The following is an 18,129-nucleotide window of genomic DNA, read 5'->3' on the forward strand; positions in this document are numbered from 1 at the left end:
CTAATTCATCAATGCCGTATGCAGGCTGTTTAATCTGCCTTGCACCGACAAATCCAATACTTGGTCACCAACTTCTACTTTTACGCCACCAATCAATTCCGGGGCAACCACCTGACGCGCTTTCAACCGGCTTTTGAAATGGGCTTCCATATCTAAAACGACTTGTGTAAATTGTTGTTCGTCAATGGGATAAGCCGTATATACAGTGGCCTCTTTTATGTCGTTTAGGGACAAAGCATAGTCTTGGAATAACGTATAAATTTCTGGCAAAACTGTTAAGCGTTTGTTCTGCGCTAACAGAAAGATGAAATTTTTTAATTCATCAGCCGGCGTAAAATCCACTAATGACAGGATTTGTTTTGCCTTTTCTGTGTATTCGCTTTCCGGCTCGTCAATCAGTAACTGCACTTTGGGTTGCAGAATAATTTCAGCCAGTGTTTTCAGTTCGTCCAACCAAGACTCAATTTGATTCTGTTCTTGTGCCAGACTGAATAATGCCTTTGCATATGGTCTGGCTATGGTTGCGAACTCAGCCATGGGATTACAGCTCCTGTTTCAGGTTCGCCAGTAAATCAGCGTGACGTGAAGGATTAACTTCGCTGCGCAGGATAGATTCGGCACCTTTAACAACCAAATCAGCTACCTGCTGACGCAATGCTTCACGGGCTCTGTTGGCTTCCTGCTCAACATCAGCTTTTGCCTGAGCCATGATACGGGCAGCTTCTTCTGATGCCTGCGTTTTGGCATCTTCAACAATCTGCGCGGCACGCTTTTCCGCATTGGCCACCATTTCGGAGACCTGACTGCGACCCTCGGCTAAGATATCAGCAACACGTTTTTCCGCCTGAGCAAAATCGTTTTTCCCGCGTTCGGCAGCAGCCAAACCTTCGGCAATTTTGTCGGCACGGGCATCAAGCACTTTGACAATGGGCGGCCATACGAATTTCATCGTAAATAGCACAAACATGACAAAAACGAGTACTTGTGCAATTAGGGTTGCATTGATATTCACGATTAAACCTTTAGAATTTGTGTTTATTAATTAAAACAGTTAACAACCAGCAAATCCAAGTTTATCAGCCGCCAATTTTGGCAAAGTATAAGAATGATACGCCCAGGGAGATAATGAACGCAGCATCAATCATACCCATGATAATGAAGAATTTACCCAGCAATGAGTTCATTAATTCAGGCTGACGGGCAGAAGATTCCATGTATTTTGCACCCAGCATACCAATACCGATAGAGGCACCCATTGCAGAAATACCAATCATCAGACCACAAGCGATAGCGATTAAACCACCCATTTACTTAACTCCTTAAATATAAAGAAAAGAGAATACTACAACAAACAAACTGACCCTTAATGGGAATCGTGAGCCTGACCCAGATAAACAAAAGTCAGTACCATAAAGAGATAGGCCTGCAGGGCGATTACCAGAATATGGAATATAGCCCATGCCAGACCTGCAATTATCTGCAGGATAAACAGCACAACATCACTGACACCGGCGGCACCGGACATACCCCATGCACCACCCATTAAGGCAATAACCATAAACAGAATTTCACCGGCATACATATTACCGAACAGTCGCATACCATGTGAAAGGGTTTTGGAGAAAAACTCAATAATATTCATCAGAAAGTTTGGGATAAACAACCAAACTTTGTTACCGAACGGCGCACTGAATAATTCATGAATCCAGCCGCCCAGCCCCTTGATTTTAATATTATAAACAATACATAAAAACAAGACTGAAATCGCCATGGCCATGGTGGTATTCAGATCGGCGGTAGGTACTACACGCAGATAAGCATGATGATCACCGGTAGCATGCTGCCATGCCCATGGCAGTAAATCCACCGGCAATAAATCCATGATATTCATGAAGAGAATCCACATGAATACAGTCAGCCCCAGAGGAGCAATAATCTTACGAGATTTCTCGTTATGAATCATATCTTTGCAGATACCACTAACGAATTCAATTAGCAGTTCAATTGCAGCCTGAAAACGGGTTGGCACATCTGCTTTCATACGTCTGGCTGCTATAAACAAGATAGCAGAAGCGATTACACCGGTCAGAATGGAAAAGAATAGTGTATCCAGATTGAGAAATGAGAAATCAACCATATTTGTCTGATAATCTGGTGATTTCTGGGTGTAATTAATTAAGTGATGGCTAATATATTCGCCCGGAGTCATCTCTGTGCCGCTCATAATAACAATCTTTTTCTAAATGTGAACAATCCAGCCTGACTGACCAGTATTAGTCCTGTCAGGAAAGCAAACCAGTTAACAGCGGAATAGCATACATACACCAATAACATCATCAGGCATATCATCAGAATTTTGCTAATCTCGGCCATTATCAGTGTTGCAGGTAATAGCGCCGGTAATTTTTTTGCAGCAATAATAGTTAATATCGCCAGTAATGTAGGTATCAGGTAACTCAGCCCACCTAATACTGCTGACCAGATAGCAGAATAATTCCACAACCATGCGGACACGCAAACTGCGGCAAACAACATGACTGTTTGCCAAAACATGATCCACTTCATTCTGTTACCCTGAAAAACACTTCGGTAAGCTGCAATAATATAATCAACTAATACAATATCGTCAAGTAATTTTGTGAAATTTTGTTAAATTAACTACACCTAATTAATTAATTTTTCTATATTTTTCTACAATATTGCTTAAACTGATAACCCAACTGAACAATTTTGCCACAGTTAATTTCTGTTTGCAGGAATTATTCTAGTCCTAGTTTCTGTAATAAATGACTTAAAGTTTCCGGATTATCAAACTGCAGAATAATCCGGCCGCTGCGCTGATTTTTACTTTGTACCTGCACAGGCACAGAAAAACGTTGCTCAAGCGCCGCTTCTATTTGTTGAACTTCACTGCTTTTTTCTGCCAGATGACGTTTGGCAGCCTCTGGTTTAGCCTGAATTTGCTGACAGCGACGCTCAACTTCCCGCACTGACCAGCCATTTTGTACCGCTTTCTGTGCCAGGTCAATCTGCTGGATAACCGGCAAAGTTAATAAAGCTCTGGCATGTCCCATTTCCAGCTGACGGCCATACATCAGGTCCTGAACCGGCTGAGGAAGATTAAGTAAACGAAGACTGTTAGAAATACTGCTGCGGCTGCGACCGACTGCTTTGGCTACTGTATCATGTGTAAGTCCGAATTCATCTACCAGACGTTTCAACCCCTGGGCTTCTTCGATAGGATTCAGGTTCTGCCGCTGGATATTTTCAATCAGCCCCATTGCCAGCGCAGCTTCATCGGTAATACTTTTGATGACTACGGGTATTTCCTGCAACCCGGCAAGCTGAGCAGCACGCCAGCGACGCTCACCGGCGATAAGTTCGTACTGATGCAGCCCCATTTCACGTACGATTACTGGCTGAATAACGCCCTGAGCACGAATTGAATCAGCCAGTTCCTGTAACCCTTCATCATCAATCTGGGTTCGAGGCTGATAACGCCCGGGAATAATATCTGTAACTGCTACTGTTGTTAAACGATCCCCTCCGGTAATATCGCTACCGGAACCAAGCAGGGCATCCAGTCCTGCACCCAAACCTTTTGCTTTTACCATGTATCGCTCTTTAATTTCCGGATTAACACCACATTGTGGCAAAGGCTGTTATTACATAAATACATTTAATTTATGCTTATTAACTGCTTATTTGCTGGTACGCAGCAATACCTCATCAGCAAGTGCCAGATAGGCTCTGGTACCAGTGGCACGAGGATCATATTGCAAGGCCGGCATGCCATGGCTTGGTGCTTCTGCCAGACGTATATTACGCGGAATCGGTGTACTGAACAGCTTATCGGGAAAGTGGGTACCCAGCTGTTCGTCCACCTGTTTAGCCAGCAAACTGCGCGGGTCGTACAGGGTACGGACAATACCTAAAATATCCAGTTGCGGATTGATGGCCTGGCGGATTTTACGCACGGTGGCAATCAGATCGGAAATACCTTCCAGTGCATAATACTCACACAACATGGGTACAATAATGTGCTGTGCTGCAACCAGACCGTTAATGGTTAATAAAGTCAGTGTCGGCGGGCAGTCAATGATAATGTAATCGTACTGATCAGCCACCTGTGCCAGTGCATTTTTCAGGCGCATTTCCCGCGCCAATTCCTGTACCAGCTCTACCTCAGCACCTGCCAGAGCACGATTAGCAGGCAAAACATCAAAACCGCCATGCTGAGCAGAGGTAATGGCCTGCTGAATAGTTTCATTACCAAGCAACACAGCATAAACTCCGCTGGTTACATTGGCTTTATTAATGCCACTGCCAGTTGTGGCATTACCCTGAGGGTCGAGATCAACTATCAGAACTCTGGACTTTTTTTCCACCAGCGAAGCGGCCAGATTAACTACGGTTGTAGTTTTACCTACCCCGCCTTTCTGGTTGGCTACTGCAATAATATGCGCACTCATGCACTTTCTTTCTTGCGTACCAGAACCATATGCCGCTCTGCATCCAGATGCGGTACGCTGAGTTTATCTACCCGGATCAGTTCTGTATTTTCAGGTAATCGTTCAATTTCTTCATAGGGATAAACTCCCTTCATAGCCGCCCAGTAACCGCCTTTTGCCATCAGCTGTTTAGTGATGGTAACAAAATCATTCAATTCAGCAAAAGCCCTGCTGGTAATGACATCGAACTGCTCACCAACCATGGCTTCTACCCGTGCCGTTATAACTTGTACATTACTTAAGCCCAGCTCGATTACTGCCTGCTGCAGGAATGATGTTTTTTTGCTGTTAGCATCAAGCAGGGCGACAGCCAAATCAGGGCGTGCTATAGCTACGGGTATGCCCGGCATACCACCGCCGCTGCCTACGTCAATCAGGCCTCTGGCATGCTCTACATAAGGCAAAAGAGTGAGGCTGTCGAGAATATGATGACTGATAACATCCTGATCATTGCGCAGTGCAGTCAGATTGTAGGTACTATTCCATTTTTTCAACAGCTCTACAAAGGCCAGTAATTGTAATTGCTGCGGAACAGTCAGTTCGATATTCATCTGCTGCAAACCTTGTTGCAACATGGTTTTCATGTCATTCATATTTTTTTGCTCCCTCAAAACCCCGTTTCAGATGCACCATCAGTAATGCGACTGCCGCCGGAGTGATACCGGATATACGTGAAGCCTGTCCAACTGTTTCGGGACGAAATTGATTCAGTTTTTGTTGTACCTCTGCGGAAAGGCCTTTTACCAGCGTGTAATCAATGCTGGCCGGTAATTTTAGTTTTTCCAGATTCTGACGGTGGCTGATTTCTTCATTTTGCCGCTCAATATAACCCTGATATTTGGCCTGAATTTCTACTTGCTCAGCCGCATCGGCTTCAAGTACTTCTTGCTGTGCATTAGGTAAAGTCATTAAGTCAGCATAGCTGACATTAGGTCGGCGCAGCATATCCAGCAAACTGGATTCTTTACTCAGTGGCTGACCCAGCACCCGCTGCTGATCACTCAGCGGCAGATTCAATGGTGTATACCATGTGTGGCTCATGCGTTGCAGTTCGCGCTCAACTGCTTCCTGTTTTCGCTGAAATATTTGCCATTGCGCATCATTGACCAGACCAACAGCTCGCCCCAGACCGGTCAGACGCATATCAGCATTGTCTTCACGCAATTGCAGACGGTATTCGGCACGACTGGTAAACATGCGGTACGGCTCAGTAACGCCTTTAGTAATCAGATCATCCACCAGTACACCTAAATAAGCTTGATCACGTTGCAATACCAGTGGTTCTGCTTCACGAAGATATAATACAGCATTGGCTCCGGCTAGTAAGCCCTGAGCAGCTGCTTCTTCATAGCCGGTAGTGCCGTTAATCTGTCCGGCAAAAAACAGTCCGGCTATATTTTTGGTTTCGAGACTGGCTTTGAGATTACGCGGATCAAAGTAATCATATTCAATGGCATAACCGGGGCGCAGAATATGTGCGTTCTGCAATCCGGGCATTGAATGCACCAGCTTTAACTGAATATCAAACGGCAGACTGGTAGAAATACCGTTCGGATAATATTCGTGTGTTTTCAGCCCTTCAGGTTCCAGAAAAATCTGATGGCTTTCTTTATCGGCAAAACGATTGATTTTATCTTCTATAGAAGGGCAGTAACGTGGACCGACTCCCTCAATCTTACCGGTAAACATCGGGCTGCGGTCGAAACCGCTACGGATAATATCATGGGTGTGACTATTAGTATGAGTAATCCAGCAGGAAATCTGCTGCGGATGTATCTCCCGGTTGCCACGTACTGAAAATACTGGTGCCGGATTGTCGCCCGGTTGTTCTTTAAGCTGGCTGAAATCAATACTGCGTCCATCAATTCTTGGCGGAGTACCGGTTTTCAGACGTCCCTGCGGCAAATTCAGCTCTTTCAGACAGCCTGATAAACGCTGTGCAGCCGGATCTCCGGCACGGCCACCGGCATAGTTTTCCAGACCAATATGGATTTTACCAGCCAGAAAGGTACCAGCCGTCAGCACCACTGCACGACTACGGAATATAACACCCATTGCCGTCATTACCCCGACAGCACGGCCATGTTCCACAACAATATCTTCTACCTGCTGCTGAAATAATTGCAGGTTCGGCTGATTCTCCAGCATGGAACGGATAGCTGCTTTATACAGAATGCGGTCGGCCTGTGCCCGTGTTGCACGTACTGCGGGTCCTTTTGATGCATTCAGGCGACGAAATTGAATACCTCCGTAATCAGCAGCCAGTGCCATTGCCCCGCCCAGTGCATCCAGTTCACGCACCAGATGACCTTTGCCGATGCCGCCGATAGACGGATTACACGACATTTGTCCCAGAGTTTCGATATTGTGGGTAAGTAATAATGTTTGCGCACCCATACGCGCAGCGGCCAAAGCCGCCTCTGTACCGGCATGTCCGCCGCCTACCACAATTACATCGTATTCAATCGGATAATTCATTTGACAACAGTTGATTCCATAGCATTGTTTTTTCAAGAAACAATGCCTGAGCAAAATAGTGCTATTTTACGCGAGCTGTTGCCATTTGTCAGGCATGTAAAAATGCAAAGTGATTTTTCACCCCGGCAGTTATTGCAGTCTGTCTGTTTTAACGGCCGTGCACACCCTGCCATGCGGCATCCAGTCTGGTACCGGCTGCCTGTAATGCAGCATCAGCCTGCTGGCGCTGAACATCAGCCTGATTAAAATCATTTTGCAGACGAGTAACATTATCCTGTGCATTTTTCAGCTGTAACTGCGCTGATTGCAACTGAGTTTGCAATTGCAATGCTTTACTCTGGCTGGCACTTTGTGCTGACAGTGCTGCCTGATAAGCTTTCTGAGCACTGAGTAATTCAACATCGGCAGGAGATTCAGCCCATGCCGTAACCGCCAGACCTAAAATCAACCACAAGCTATATTTTACTTTCATGCCTGCTAACTTTCTTAATCAGAATTAATCTTAATTAGAATTAATGTGCACATACATGCTGATATTGCTGTTCGGAAGCTGAGCCACTGGTAATACCCATCGGGCGCAAGTCTGTTTCGCCAAAATGATCCTGACGAATCAGTTCGCCATGCGCATCCAGCAACTCTACATCAAGTACCCGGAATATTTTACGACTACAGTCAATCTGCGTTGTACTCAGTGCGGTTTTATAAGCCGGTGTGTTACTGTAATACTGCTGTTTAGGGTCGATAACAGTTTTGCGATCGCGGAAAGTAACCAGATTACCCTGGCGTTTAATACTACCGCTATCAAGCGCATACTGGATATTACCACTGGCGGATACACCAAGCTCAACCCAGCTGCCGCTGGCTTTCGGAACATTGGTGGTAGTACATGCAGCCAGAATAGCACAAACAGCCAAACTGGTTATCAGGTGACGGAAATAAATGATTTTCATGCTAATTCCTTGCAACAGCCATCAGGTAACTGTCGGAAATAAAGGTAAATTGCAGTACAATACCCGTTTCAGATTAAATGTAACAGGTGTTTTGTGACCCATGCCGAGCAAATTTTACACGATGTTTTCGGCTATCCGGAATTTCGCGGACAACAGGCAGAAATTATCGACACAGTAGCCAGCGGTCATAATGCACTGGTACTGATGCCTACCGGCGCGGGCAAGTCTTTATGTTATCAAATTCCGGCATTAATGCGCGATGGTGTCGCTATTGTGATTTCACCACTGATCGCACTGATGCAGGATCAGGTTACAGCTCTGAATGTCAATGGTATTTCTGCCGCCTGTGTACACGGAGGCACCAGTGGTGAAGAGATACAGCGCATTGCTGATGAAATCGCGGCTGAGCATCTGAAGCTATTATATGTAGCACCGGAACGTCTGGTTATGCCGCGTTTTTTACAGTTTTTACACAATACCCGTATTAGCCTGTTTGCGATTGATGAGGCTCATTGTGTCAGCCAGTGGGGACATGATTTTCGTCCTGAATATCAGCAACTGAGCATTCTGGCAGACGAATTTGCCGGTATTCCGCGTATTGCCCTTACTGCCACAGCAGATAATGCCACCAGAGCAGATATTCAGCACTATCTGGATTTAACAGACGCACGATTATTTGTTTCCAGCTTTAACCGCCCGAATATTGACTATCAGGTTATTGAAAAAAACAACGGCAAGAAACAGTTATTACAATTCATCCGCAGCCAGATGTCCAGAGAGAATGGTATTGTTTACTGTCTGTCACGCAAGCGTGTGGAAGATATTGCTGCTTTTCTAAGCGAAAACGGTCTGACTGCCCTGCCCTATCATGCCGGACTGGACTGGGAAATACGCAGCCGGAATCAGCGCCGCTTCACACAGGAAGATGGCATTATTATCGTAGCAACAGTAGCTTTCGGTATGGGTATAGATAAACCGGATGTACGTTTTGTTGCACATCTTGATATGCCTGTCAGCATTGAACATTTTTATCAGGAATCGGGGCGTGCCGGCCGTGACGGCCTGCCTGCCACCAGCTGGCTGTGTTATGGTCTGAATGACTGGGTACTATTGCGCGAACGGATTGAGCTTGCTGAGCGCGATGAAGCGCAAAAACGCATTGATTTACAAAAACTCGATGCCATGCTGGCCTTTTGTGAGACTGCAGACTGCCGCCGCCGGCTCTTGCTGCGCTACTTCGGAGAGGAAGGTGAGTCCTGCGGACATTGTGACAACTGCACCGACCCGCCCAGCAGATTTGACGGCACTGTACTGGCACAAAAATTACTTTCGTGCGTGTATCGGGTAAAACAGCGTTTTCCTACCGGACATGTGATTGATGTTTTACGCGGTCGCGAAACAGACCTGGTAATACGCTGCGGACACCAGCATTTATCTACTTTCGGTATAGGCAGTGAATTAACAGTTAAAGAGTGGCGTACAGTGGTACGGCAATGCGTTGCGTCAGGGTATCTGAATGTTGATATAGCCAATCAGGCATTACAGCTTACTGAGCAGGCACGGGCAGTATTAAAAAACCAGCAACAGGTCTGGCTGCGACCATTGAAGCATGATAAAACCCGCAACAATCGTAATACTGATACCTGGCTGCGTACTGAACGCGAAGAACGTCTGTGGCAAACGCTGCGCAACTGGCGTAAAGAACGCGCCAGCAAAAACAATGTACCAGCCTATACCATTTTTGCCGACCGGACATTACAGGATTTAGTCCGGCATCCGCCGGCCACACTGGCTGATTTAAACCATATTTATGGATTAGGTGAAAGTAAAATTAGAAATTTCGGTACAGATATTCTGGCTCTGTGTCGCAAATGGGCGCAATAATAGTCAGAACGTCTCTGCTATTCTGCTCATAAATCATTTATTTTCTCAGTTTTTATAACTTTTATCTTTACTTATCCGGTCATGATTCTGCCTTTATACCGATACAGCAAATAGTTTTTCATAACAGGTGATTATCGGCAGAATAACACCTGATTTTACCTACTTTATGTGCATAAGGATGTCCGGTAATACAGGCATTCTGCTGCCGGTATTCTGCCATTATCTGATTGTTATTTTTTATCTGTTTTTTAGTAATTTATCGCATCTATTCCGAGATTCATTTACCCATCCATCTGATTAGTTTGTCCACCTGCTATGCTTACGGCAATTAAAATATTTTTATTCAATCCTATGTCCTCATTATTTTTTAGTCCATACTTTGTGGATTGGATTAGATCAGTCAATATTTAAGATACAGCAATAGTACATTAAAGCTATACTCTGATTTTTTAGAGTATTTTTATGAAGTTTGATATTGGTAATTGGGTAAAATCAGCTCGTTTGAATGCGGATTTAAGTCAGGAAGAATTAGCTTTAGCACTTAATTTATCGGGAAAGGCATCAGTATCTGCATGGGAAACTAATAAAAATGGTGTGTCATTTGATGTAATGGTAAAAATCTCAAATTTATGTGGATATCCACTTCCATATATTGAACCAGACAATACTAAAATGATCCGTAAATCAAAAAATGGATACATCAGAATAAATTATCTAAATGTCTGTAATGATATTGAAGAAAGAAATGTTGAAAATACTGAAATTGAGCCGCTGGAAGCAGAACAGATAATTGAGATACCTGAAGCTTGGGCGAAAGAAAATATAGGGAATAACCTAACATCAATTGCGATAATAAAAGCAAAAGGTGATTCTATGAATCCCACATTAAAGAACGGTGACCTACTATTTATTGATACTACAATTCAATTTTATATGTCTGATGGTATATATGTTTTTTACGTTGATAAAGGTTTTAGTATTAAACGATTGCAATTATTATTTGATGGTCAATATCGCGTAATGAATGATAATCAATCAAGATATCCCTCGGAAACAATTACTCGTGGTGATTTGGATAAAATTCATATTTGTGGCAAAGTCGTCGCATATTGGACTATTAATAGGTTATAAAGAAATAATCAATAAATATAGAAGTTCATATGATTTGGACTTTTGTTTTTTCTTTTATCTCTAATTATCAGACACCTACCATGCTCAAATTTATCTGTTATATAGATTCACTATCATTACCGATGGCAGATTGTCTTATTTGCCCGGTTGTCAATTATAAGTATCTCCATCTGCTTTAACTTAGGCTACTTGCATAGCAATCATCTGATTGAGTACAACGATTATTTTATTCTATATACAATATTCTAAGCATATTACTGAAAATAAAATAATCTAATTCAGACCTGTTACCTTCTAACAGAGATTTCAGACAAGTTGGTTACAGACATCAGTATTTCAGTCGCAGGCAAGAAATGACCATTTTTTACACTTTGTTTTCAATAATATAAACCAATGATTTATCTATAATAAATAGCCATGTCAACCATGAATGATGCGCTATATCAAATAAATGTGAAAAATGCTGCTTTATTCATCATACAAATCCCATATATAGTAAAAAAAAGCGCAACAATAGCACTTAAACACTAAATATAGTATTTTTTACATATAAGCACTTTGATCAGACAAATTGTTATTATTTAATAACAATGCAGTAACTGCTGCCGGTTATTACAGGCGGCAGAAGGATAATCAGCATGAAACCCATTGTAATTAAAAGAGATGGTTGTCACGTACCTTTTGATACAGCCCGCATCAAAGAAGCCATACAACAAGCAGCCAAAGCAGTACAGATCAACGATATCGATTATTGCCATCAGGTGGCAGAAAGTGTGGCCGGTCATCTTGCCGAGCGTGAATATATTGATATTCATGATATCCAGCAGGCTGTTGAAGACCAGTTAATGGCCGGACAGTACAAGGAGCTGGCCCGTGCGTATATTGAATACCGCCATTCCCGAGATGTGGCACGTGAATCACGCAGTCGTCTAAATCGTGAAATTCAGGGTCTGGTTGAACAGACCAACTTTAGTCTGCTCAATGAAAACGCCAACAAAGACAGTAAAGTTATTCCGACACAGCGCGATTTACTGGCCGGCATTGTCGCCAAACACTATGCACAACAGCACCTGCTGCCACGCGATGTGGTACTGGCACATGAAAGGGGTGAAATCCATTACCACGATCTGGATTATGCGCCTTTTTTCCCGATGTTTAACTGCATGCTGATTGACCTGAAAGGCATGCTGACTAACGGCTTCAAAATGGGGAATGCCGAAATCGAGCAGCCGAAATCAATTGCCACTGCCACAGCGGTAACAGCACAGATCATTGCGCAGGTAGCCAGCCATATTTATGGCGGCAGCACCATCAACCGTATTGATGAAGTACTGGCTCCCTTTGTTCGTGCCAGCTACAACAAACATCTGGCAGTAGCAACTGAATGGCAGATTGCCAATGCAAACGACTATGCACGTGCACGTACTGAAAAAGAGTGTTATGACGCCTTTCAGTCACTGGAATATGAAGTCAATACCCTGCATACGGCCAATGGTCAGACTCCTTTTGTAACCTTTGGCTTTGGTCTGGGCACAAGCTGGGAAAGCCGGCTGATACAAACTGCTATTTTACGCAATCGCCTCGCAGGCCTCGGTAAAAATGGCAAAACAGCCGTTTTTCCCAAACTGGTATTCAGCATAAAAGATGGTATTAACCACAAAGCCGGTGATATTAACTACGATATTAAACAGCTGGCTCTGGAATGTGCTTCCAAACGTATGTATCCGGATATTCTTAACTATGATCAGGTTGTCGCTGTTACCGGTTCATTCAAAACTCCGATGGGCTGCCGCAGCTTCCTTGGTGTCTATGAAGAAAACGGTGAGCAAATCCATGAAGGACGAAACAATCTGGGGGTTATCAGCCTGAATCTGCCCCGTATCGCCATAGAAGCCAGATATGATGAAACACGTTTCTGGCAGTTACTGGATGAACGTCTGCAACTGTGCCGCAAAGCACTGATGACACGCATTGCCCGTTTTGAAAATGTCAAAGCCAGAGTGGCTCCGATTCTGTATATGGAGGGTGCCTGCGGGGTACGTCTGAATGCTGATGATTCAGTAGCTCAAATATTCAAAAACGGCCGCGCCTCAATTTCACTGGGCTATATCGGTCTGCACGAAACCATTAATGCCCTGTATGGTACCGAAAAACATGTTTTTGATAGCGAAACCCTGCGCGAGAAAGCCATTGCTATCGTACAAAAACTGCGTGACACTGCCGACCGCTGGAAAGCCGAAACCGGTTATGGTTTCAGCCTGTACAGCACACCCAGTGAAAACCTGTGTGATCGCTTCTGCCGGCTTGATACTGCCGAATTCGGGGTTATCGATGGTGTGACCGATAAAGGTTACTATACCAACAGCTTCCATCTGGATGTTGAGAAAAAGGTTAATCCTTACGATAAAATCGATTTTGAAGCACCCTATCCGAAAATGGCCAGTGGCGGTTTTATCTGCTACGGGGAATATCCGAATTTACAGCACAATCTTAAAGCATTAGAGGACGTGTGGGACTACAGCTACCGTTACGTTCCCTATTACGGAACCAATACACCGATCGATGAATGCTACGACTGTGGATTCAGCGGTGAATTTTCCTGTACCAGCAAAGGTTTTGTCTGCCCGAAATGCGGCAATCATGATCCTGCACGGGTATCCGTTACCAGACGTGTATGCGGTTATCTGGGCAGTCCGGATTCCCGCCCGTTTAATGCCGGCAAACAGGAAGAAGTTAAACGACGGGTCAAACACCTTGGTCAGCAATGTGGTGCACTGTAAGTATGAATTATCATCAGTATTATCCGGTTGATGTTGTCAACGGTCCCGGAACCCGCTGTACGCTGTTCGTAGCCGGCTGTGAGCACAAATGCCGGGGCTGCTATAACGCCACCACATGGCGGACAGATTCCGGTAAACCATTTGACCAGCAGATGGAAGAGCTGATTATCAGCGACCTTAACGACAAACGTATTGTGCGTCAGGGGCTGTCGCTCACCGGCGGAGATCCGCTGCACCCGCATAACCTGAATGCTATCCTGAAACTGGTCAGACGGGTACGGCAGGAAACCGAACATAAAGACATCTGGTTATGGACAGGCTACACACTGGCAGAATTATCACCGGCGCAAATGCAGATTGTAAATGAAATCAACACCCTTATCGACGGTAAATTCATACAGGAACTGAAAGATCCGGCGCTAGTCTGGCGCGGCAGCAGTAACCAGCAGATTCATTACCTGCATCCGGTATAATTCAACCATTTGACACCATTGTAGTTAACAGATTAATTCTGCATAACAGCAATGGTGTTTCTTTATTTCTTGCCGTCAGAAAATTTTTCTAATAAACCAGCCAGTTATTTTACTCGCATGTTCTCAGACTGCCCGAAATGGCCGGAATAGCATAAAATTCGCGTATTGTAAGTAAAATTCTGGGATAATTTACCTTTAATATTCTGGTTTAAACAATCAAAATATATTCGTCTTAGTGCTGCCAAATCACCAGAGCAGCACAAATTTACTCAATTAAACCGTATACAACACTACCTGCATCTATTCTGAGCAATTGGTGGTCAGTTAATAGTGACATACGGTTTTATTTACCCGGATACACATGGACAATACCAATGAGCATAATTGATGTAACTGACAGACGCGCCGAAACTCAGGCAATGCTGGATAAAGCAGATTTATTGTTTGACCGCAGAACCTGTGAAACCAGGCTGGAGCAAATGGCTGCGGACATCACTGCAGCATTAAGTGATAAATACCCGCTGGTATTACCGGTGATGGGTGGTGCAGTTGTTTTCACCGGAAAATTACTGCCATTACTGCGTTTTCCGCTGGATTTTGATTACATCCATATTTCCCGCTATGGTGATAAGCTTAAAGGTGGTAATTATCAGTGGCTGCGTGCCCCGCAGAATGCGGTAGCCGGACGCCACATTCTGGTACTGGATGATATTTTGGATGAGGGGCATACACTGGCAGCCGTAAAAAAACAGATACTGGAAATGGGTGCAGCCAGCTGTTCTACAGCTGTTTTTGCCAACAAACTGATAGGCAAAGAAAAACCTATTATGGCTGATTTTGTCGGACTGGATGTTCCCAATCGTTATGTTTTCGGGTATGGCATGGATGCTGAAGGTAAATGGCGTAATCTGGACGAAATTTATGCTCTGGCTGAGTAATTGTCAATAACAGTATCTATTATATGCAGGCCATGGTTATCTACACTGTGGCTACTTGCTCATTCTTAGATTTTCCGGTTTTGAAATACGTATAGCATAATCAAATTTAATTCCATCATTATCATTAATAAAATCACGGTTCACTCAAAGCTATAGCATTAAAACTGTATCTAAATCATTAATATATCTACTGCGTTAAATAATCATTTTTGAAAGACAGCAAACTGTTTCAAATCTGCTTTAAAATATATTTTTTATAAAAAATAAAGAATTAATGCGGGATTAAGCTAATTCATGTTCAAATTCAAATAACAGCCATACAGCACTAATAAAAATGTTAATATCATAATATATCAGCATACATAGAATATATATACTAAATATATATAAAAAATAATATGTTATATTTTATTAAATAGTTTTTTAATGATTACAATAAAAAAATAAAATATTACATTAACTACTGATTATATTATTTAATTAACACATTCTTGACAAATTTAATTACTCGCCAGTATGATGCCTATACCGTATTAAATAGTACGGCCAGCTCTGGAAGGCTGTTTTATCAGACAGATAAACCATTAATATTTTTCATTATGGTTTTTTCATATTCTGTTTACCGAGTCATTGGCATACCTTTTCGATGGTAGACAATGGCAGGGAGGCTTTATGCCTGCCGGTTCTGATTAACGGTCTTCCAGCCTTGCCATTCTTCTGCCGCCAGATGCGTCTGGAAGCGCATAGCGGTTTGATTAGAATAATCAGGAAAGGCAGTGTTTATGACTATTTTTGTGGCGGAAAGCCGCCATTTGGAAGCGTATATGTTACGCCTGTTTCCGCCAGCGATGGCTCCAATTACCAATAAGCAGGTTTTACCAGAGTTTTGTCATATTAATTTGCGTGAAAACAACACCTTTGGTTCTGATATACGCTTATTTATCAGATATAAACTGAAACGCCCTAAAAAAGTAATTATTTACTCAGCCAAGCCTGACAGCAAAGTTAATTGAGTATTATAATCAGTAATGAGATAGTTAGTTTTTATAATATATTATATTTATTGCATTTAGTATATTTTTGTATTAATAGCTACAATTATCTGATTGTAGAAAGGGGATAAAGAAATGTTGCAAAAAAAGGATTGCCTGAAAAATTTAAGATAATGTCCGTACAGACTCATTGATTCCGGTCATTATCTATCAGTTAGTTTATTTGTCTATGTTTCCTGGTTCTTTAGCTTTTTAAGGGGCGGAACCAGGCTTTTTGCATTCTGGACTATCGTTTTTACTGCTATACCGCCCTAGTATCTTTTATTGCCTCATCGCTTTATGCCCTTCATCACGTAATTGCAATATTTTCTTACCTTCTGCCTTAGCCTGTACCATTTTTCCCGCTTTAACCAGATTATTGGTTTTATCAATTTCTGCAATCAATTTATCCATCTCAGCATAGTATGCTCTCAATTTTGGATTATTCGGTGCAGCATTTTCCAGACCGGAAGGTTTTTTTGCTTTAGCGGCCACGGCAGCAGCACGCATACTGGCCAGAGCTTTACTGGCATCTGCGACTGTTTGCGCTGAATTAAAACGCGCATAACTCATATTAATAGCACTCATATAAACGTTTACGCCATTCGCCTGAACAGTCATCACTGATAATATCAGTGATAATAACAATATCCCTGCAGAGAGAAATTTTTTGGTTACCATCTGACCTTCCTGTTCCTCAGTTAATCCTAAACATTTTATATATAAAACAGCGCAGAGTTTGATAATACCGTATCAAGTAAATGACAAGCTTTGCACCTGAATCAGCTTACGTAAAAAGTGATCACAGCGTTCAAGCTGCTCCAGTTCTATATATTCATCAGCCTTATGAGCCACTGTAATGCTACCGGGACCACATACAACAGTATTGATACCACTATTCTGAAACTGGCCGCCTTCAGTCGCATAGGCCACTTTGGCCTGCTGTTTATTATCCACTAATTGAGTAATCAATGCATGCAGCTGCTGATTATTTGCGTCATTTAAAGCAGGTACTTGTACATTATGGGTTAGCTTAATTGATGCTTCTGGTACCACTGCCTGCATAGCGGGTAAAAGGGTCGTTGCAATATATTGCTGAATCGGTTCAGTCAGCTCTTCTACCGTCATATGCGGCAAATTACGATAATCAAATTCAAAGGTACAATAATCCGGCACAATATTAATAGCAGTACCGCCACGAATCAGGCCAGTTGAAACAGTAGCAAACGGCACATCAAAAGCATGATCCAAATCAGCCCGCTGTTGTAATTGCTGAGCCAGCTGGTTGATAAATACAATCAGACGGGCTGCATATTCAATTGCATTCACACCATCAGGCGTGAGCGAAGAATGAGCATTTTTACCATGTACTTCACAACAGAAAGTATGGATCCCTTTGTGAGCTACTACCATTTGCATGGATGTAGGTTCACCAACAATACAGGATTGCGGCTGCAAACCTCTTTTTTCCAGCTCAGCCAGCATCACCGGTGCACCGAGACAGCCGACTTCTTCATCAAAAGACAAAGCAATATGTAATGGGACTTTCAGCTTTGCCTTCTGCATGTCTGGAACCGCAGCCAGTACACTGGCAATAAAACCTTTCATGTCACTACTGCCACGACCATATACGCGGCCATCACGTATATTTGCTGCAAACGGGTCTGATAACCATTTCTGCCCGTCTACCGGCACAACATCAGTATGACCGGAAAGTACTATCCCGCCTGAAGTACTGCCATCAGCAGCCGGGATAGTGACAAACAGATTGGCTTTATCCCCCTTTCCATTATGTGCCAGCCATGGCGACAGTTTACGGCTCTCCAGATAATCGGCCACATAATTAATCAAGGCCAGATTACTCTGACGGCTGGTGGTATCAAAAGCAATCAGCTGACATAACCAGCTAAGTGTATCCACGGCAAATCTCCGGTTAACTCTGGTTAAACCATA

The 18,129-nt window shown here is 43.2% G+C and carries 19 protein-coding genes; 6 read left to right on the plus strand and 13 right to left on the minus strand.

The genetic code is table 11. The features are described from left to right. The 11 genes from GYX91_RS09830 to GYX91_RS09880 form a co-directional block, all read right to left on the minus strand. On the minus strand, positions 1 to 537 hold the full coding sequence (locus GYX91_RS09830; RefSeq protein WP_025331625.1) for a F0F1 ATP synthase subunit delta: 537 nt from the start codon (positions 535 to 537) through the stop codon (positions 1 to 3). A gap of 4 nt (positions 538 to 541) precedes the next feature. Beyond that, positions 542 to 1,012, minus strand: coding sequence for a F0F1 ATP synthase subunit B (locus GYX91_RS09835; RefSeq protein ID WP_025331626.1), 471 nt, complete (start codon positions 1,010 to 1,012; stop codon positions 542 to 544). Positions 1,013 to 1,076: 64 nt separating this feature from the next. After that, positions 1,077 to 1,307, minus strand: coding sequence for a F0F1 ATP synthase subunit C (atpE, locus tag GYX91_RS09840; RefSeq protein WP_025331627.1), 231 nt, complete (start codon positions 1,305 to 1,307; stop codon positions 1,077 to 1,079). Between the two features lie 56 nt (positions 1,308 to 1,363). Further along, a complete protein-coding gene (atpB, locus tag GYX91_RS09845; protein ID WP_025331628.1) occupies positions 1,364 to 2,224 on the minus strand; it encodes a F0F1 ATP synthase subunit A in 861 nt (286 codons plus the stop codon). Continuing rightward, positions 2,221 to 2,553 (minus strand): ATP synthase subunit I, encoded by a 333-nt coding sequence (locus tag GYX91_RS09850; protein ID WP_174830719.1) that lies wholly within the window; start codon positions 2,551 to 2,553, stop codon positions 2,221 to 2,223. Before GYX91_RS09850 ends, atpB begins: the two co-directional genes overlap by 4 nt. A gap of 206 nt (positions 2,554 to 2,759) precedes the next feature. Continuing rightward, positions 2,760 to 3,614, minus strand: coding sequence for a ParB/RepB/Spo0J family partition protein (locus GYX91_RS09855; RefSeq protein ID WP_174830720.1), 855 nt, complete (start codon positions 3,612 to 3,614; stop codon positions 2,760 to 2,762). An 87-nt stretch (positions 3,615 to 3,701) separates the two neighbouring features. Beyond that, positions 3,702 to 4,472 carry a ParA family protein gene (locus GYX91_RS09860; RefSeq protein ID WP_025331630.1) on the minus strand — a complete coding sequence of 257 codons (771 nt, stop codon included), beginning with the start codon at positions 4,470 to 4,472 and terminating at the stop codon, positions 3,702 to 3,704. Next, positions 4,469 to 5,104 (minus strand): 16S rRNA (guanine(527)-N(7))-methyltransferase RsmG, encoded by a 636-nt coding sequence (gene rsmG, locus GYX91_RS09865; RefSeq protein ID WP_025331631.1) that lies wholly within the window; start codon positions 5,102 to 5,104, stop codon positions 4,469 to 4,471. The genes GYX91_RS09860 and rsmG overlap by 4 nt, the downstream gene beginning before the upstream one ends. Next, positions 5,097 to 6,989: a tRNA uridine-5-carboxymethylaminomethyl(34) synthesis enzyme MnmG gene (gene mnmG, locus GYX91_RS09870; protein WP_174830721.1), complete on the minus strand. Its 1,893-nt coding sequence runs from the start codon at positions 6,987 to 6,989 to the stop codon at positions 5,097 to 5,099. Before mnmG ends, rsmG begins: the two co-directional genes overlap by 8 nt. Before the next feature lie 148 nt (positions 6,990 to 7,137). Continuing rightward, positions 7,138 to 7,461 (minus strand): hypothetical protein, encoded by a 324-nt coding sequence (locus GYX91_RS09875; protein ID WP_025331633.1) that lies wholly within the window; start codon positions 7,459 to 7,461, stop codon positions 7,138 to 7,140. Positions 7,462 to 7,501: 40 nt separating this feature from the next. Beyond that, the gene (locus GYX91_RS09880; protein ID WP_037394744.1) at positions 7,502 to 7,939 is read right to left on the minus strand and encodes a surface-adhesin E family protein; all 438 of its coding nucleotides are present in this window, start codon (positions 7,937 to 7,939) and stop codon (positions 7,502 to 7,504) included. 93 nt (positions 7,940 to 8,032) lie between these two features. Between GYX91_RS09880 and recQ the strand changes: the two genes are divergently transcribed. The 6 genes from recQ to GYX91_RS09910 all read left to right on the plus strand — a co-directional run bounded on the left by recQ (position 8,033) and on the right by GYX91_RS09910 (position 16,158). Next, positions 8,033 to 9,823, plus strand: coding sequence for a DNA helicase RecQ (recQ, locus tag GYX91_RS09885; RefSeq protein WP_174830722.1), 1,791 nt, complete (start codon positions 8,033 to 8,035; stop codon positions 9,821 to 9,823). A gap of 462 nt (positions 9,824 to 10,285) precedes the next feature. Further along, complete coding sequence (locus GYX91_RS09890) at positions 10,286 to 10,954, plus strand: LexA family transcriptional regulator (protein WP_174830723.1); 669 nt, start codon at positions 10,286 to 10,288, stop codon at positions 10,952 to 10,954. A gap of 638 nt (positions 10,955 to 11,592) precedes the next feature. Then, the gene (gene nrdD / locus GYX91_RS09895; protein ID WP_084554672.1) at positions 11,593 to 13,734 is read left to right on the plus strand and encodes an anaerobic ribonucleoside-triphosphate reductase; all 2,142 of its coding nucleotides are present in this window, start codon (positions 11,593 to 11,595) and stop codon (positions 13,732 to 13,734) included. Between the two features lie 2 nt (positions 13,735 to 13,736). Further along, entirely contained in the window at positions 13,737 to 14,207 is a 471-nt protein-coding gene (gene nrdG, locus GYX91_RS09900; protein WP_174830724.1) for an anaerobic ribonucleoside-triphosphate reductase-activating protein, read from the plus strand. A gap of 380 nt (positions 14,208 to 14,587) precedes the next feature. Beyond that, on the plus strand, positions 14,588 to 15,145 hold the full coding sequence (locus GYX91_RS09905; protein WP_174830780.1) for a hypoxanthine-guanine phosphoribosyltransferase: 558 nt from the start codon (positions 14,588 to 14,590) through the stop codon (positions 15,143 to 15,145). Between the two features lie 782 nt (positions 15,146 to 15,927). Then, the gene (locus GYX91_RS09910; protein ID WP_174830725.1) at positions 15,928 to 16,158 is read left to right on the plus strand and encodes a hypothetical protein; all 231 of its coding nucleotides are present in this window, start codon (positions 15,928 to 15,930) and stop codon (positions 16,156 to 16,158) included. 300 nt (positions 16,159 to 16,458) lie between these two features. Here the strand turns inward: GYX91_RS09910 and GYX91_RS09915 are convergent, their stop codons facing one another. Both GYX91_RS09915 and argE read right to left on the minus strand, forming a co-directional pair. After that, positions 16,459 to 16,857, minus strand: coding sequence for a cytochrome b562 (locus tag GYX91_RS09915; protein WP_174830726.1), 399 nt, complete (start codon positions 16,855 to 16,857; stop codon positions 16,459 to 16,461). Positions 16,858 to 16,929: 72 nt separating this feature from the next. Continuing rightward, positions 16,930 to 18,096: an acetylornithine deacetylase gene (gene argE, locus GYX91_RS09920; protein WP_174830727.1), complete on the minus strand. Its 1,167-nt coding sequence runs from the start codon at positions 18,094 to 18,096 to the stop codon at positions 16,930 to 16,932. Positions 18,097 to 18,129 lie beyond the last annotated feature (33 nt).

The organism is Snodgrassella sp. ESL0304 (assembly GCF_013344995.1).
Taxonomy (GTDB): Bacteria; Pseudomonadota; Gammaproteobacteria; order Burkholderiales; family Neisseriaceae; genus Snodgrassella; species Snodgrassella alvi.